Origin of the sequence: Collinsella sp. LCP21S3_D3 (assembly GCF_052118305.1) — a bacterium.
Lineage (GTDB): Bacteria > Actinomycetota > Coriobacteriia > Coriobacteriales > Coriobacteriaceae > Collinsella.
Window position 1 is genome coordinate 1 of record NZ_JBQKHK010000042.1, and the last position, 2,191, is coordinate 2,191.

Below are 2,191 nucleotides of genomic sequence, written 5' to 3' on the forward strand. Positions count from 1 at the left end.
GGGTCTTGCGGTGGAGGCGGTTCAGGACATCAATGTCACCCATGCCCACCTCCATTCATCGTCTAGGCGAAGCACCACACGGCGCTGTTCTGTGAGTCGTCATCGGTCCAGCCGGTGTCCAGCACCGCCCGCCTCGCCGCGTAGGCGAGAGCGTCCGCCACGACAACGTCAATCTTGCGGGGGCTGTTCGGGTACTCCTTGCGGATCAGCCGATACTGTCCGCGCCGCTTCACGTACGCGTTGCCGTAGTGCCGCAGCGCGTCCGGATCGTCGCTCTGCTTCGTGACTCCGGTCACTATGTCGGTGTGCAGCGTGTCCAGCGCCGGACCCATCAGAGTGTCTGAGGTCGTGGGGAACTCGACCACCACATCCTCGCCGAACTGGTGCGCCAGGTCTGAGATGTCGCTGCGCCACTCATGCGGGTCGTAGTGGCCCCGGATCACGCGATAGCGCGCATGCGCCTCACGGATACGCTCCAGCACCTCGGTGCGCGGCACCTGCCATCCGATGCCGTCGGACCCCTCGGGTTTCTCCCACAGCCCAATCGTCCACCGGTATCCATCTGACATGCGGCAGCCCCGGAGGATGGTCGAGTCATCGTTCAGCGACCCGTCGAACCCGAGCGTGATCGGCGTCCCATCGGCAGGTTCGGGACCGTCCACCTGGGCGTCCTCCACGGCCCTGAGCGCGATCCACGAATCCGAGGACGCCATGGCCCGATTCAGGTAGTAGCGAGCCCCCTCAGCCTCATCACGGCACTCGGTTGGATCCAGCATCGTCTGATAGGCAAGCTCGGGGGTCATCCAGCCCGACACGGGGTCCATGGCCGCGCCGTACACGTAGCGCAGTTGCGCCAGCGTGTGCTCGCGGTCCTCGTAGATGCGGATAGGTCCCTTCGCCTCGCGATGGTGGACCAGCCATCCGGGGCCAAGCTGCTTGGTCTTCCAGCGCTTGTAGATCGTCTCCCACACGCTTTCCTCGCCGTAACGGAATGCGGTCGTTGTCAGCAGCGCCCACGGTTCGTCGCCCGCCCTTTTTGGGAGGTTGCGCATCGTTGTGGCGTACATGTTCCGCAGCTCCGGGAGTACGTACAGGTGCACCTCATCCGGCACGAGGAAGGTCTCCTTGCCTCCGTCCTTCGACGCGGCACCGGACGAGCTCGAGCGGCATTCCCCGCCGTTCGGCAGGTAGATGTTGGTCGCTGAGCGGTAGTCGCGGATGCCCTTCACGCCGCCATAGATGTCGGGGTGATTGTCGTGACCCCAGTCACCCATGACGAAGGCGAGGTTTTGGAACGTGTTCCCGCTCTGCCTTTCCTCGGTCGCGAGGCAGCGGACAAACGGGGAGCGGATCGGGCGACCCACCGGCTGCCCACTCGCATCCCAGCCATCGAAACGCACCGGAGCAAGGGCCTCCGCCACGCCAATCAGCCCTGCAACCTCCGACTTCGCCCGACCCTTGGGCATCGACAGCACGCCACGAGAGATCAGCCTGCGCCCAGACGCCGGTTCGAGCTCGTAGGCGTCCACGACGAAATCGAGCATCTCATCATCAAACGTCAACGGCTGCCCCTCCACCGGCCCAGGGCCATGGCAGGCATACTCCTCGAGCCAGTCGATGACGGCATAGCCGAGAGAGCACTTCTGCCCCTCGAACAAGGGCCGGAACATCAGCCTGCGCGCCGCTTCCGCGCCCGGTCAAGGCTCGACACCTTGCCGGCGGATGCGACCGACTCCACAGACTTCTGATAGGCACCCCTCGGACCCCGATACTGGGGCCGGCGACCCTCCACGTCTGGCAACCGCAGCGCGGCCAATAGCTGCTTGAGGACCGTGGCCGTCGCGTTCGCCTCACGCAGCGCCGAGTTCACGACCAAGCTGGCCACTCCGTTATCGTCCGTCTCAATCGACAGCAGCACGTCATGCTTGCCACGGATCGCCGCATCCAGAGAGTCCAGCCGATCCTTTGCCCGGCATGCCTCTTCCAGTTGCACCAACTGCTCCGGCGTCAGCTCGAACACGTCCGCCACGCCACTCCACAAAGCGCGCCCACCATCCGCCAACGAGGCTGGACACGGGGCCGGGATATGGGGCTCGTCAGACATGCTCAACACCTCCAGCGTCGCGCCGATATGCATCTGGTGGTATCGCGCCACCAGAGAGAATGGTTTTCAGGTCCTGTAGACTGCGAG

Annotated in this window: 2 protein-coding genes; both read right to left on the reverse strand. The window is 64.7% G+C overall.

The genetic code is table 11. The features are described from left to right. Positions 1-62: 62 nt before the first annotated feature. Complete coding sequence (locus tag ACTQ1S_RS09210; RefSeq protein ID WP_441141268.1) at positions 63-1,562, reverse strand: hypothetical protein; 1,500 nt, start codon at positions 1,560-1,562, stop codon at positions 63-65. A 107-nt stretch (positions 1,563-1,669) separates the two neighbouring features. Beyond that, positions 1,670-2,029 (reverse strand): hypothetical protein, encoded by a 360-nt coding sequence (locus ACTQ1S_RS09215; protein WP_441085760.1) that lies wholly within the window; start codon positions 2,027-2,029, stop codon positions 1,670-1,672. Positions 2,030-2,191: the final 162 nt, after the last annotated feature.